General features: G+C 64.5%; 1 pseudogene. It reads right to left on the bottom strand.

Features of this window, described 5'->3' with window-relative positions:
• Window positions 1-32: 32 nt before the first annotated feature.
• Window positions 33-276: pseudogene (locus AC5Y4D_RS27425) on the bottom strand (hypothetical protein); the annotation flags it as partial.

Raw genomic sequence — 276 nt, 5'->3', positions numbered from 1 at the left:
CACACCCGCGGACCGGGCGTCGGCGGGGCCGCTCACATCGTCCACCGTTTGGATTCGCGCACCTGCACCCACGGCCTGTTTTGGTTCTTGATACGTGCCGGCTCCCAGGATTGGATGCCGTCTTTGGTGATCACCGAGGGCATGCCCAGGTCCGGGTCGGCGTGTTCACCCGGGTAGTACGGTGAGGACCAATTCATCTTCACCCCGCCGTGCGGGTAGCGGGTCACGGCAACATGATAGGCGGTCTTGCGGTCTTTGCTGGTGCGGGCATCCACC

This window comes from Mycobacterium sp. NGS67 (assembly GCF_059812185.1).
The sequence above is the reverse complement of the archived record's forward strand: the minus strand, read 5'-3'. Positions and strand labels throughout refer to the sequence as shown.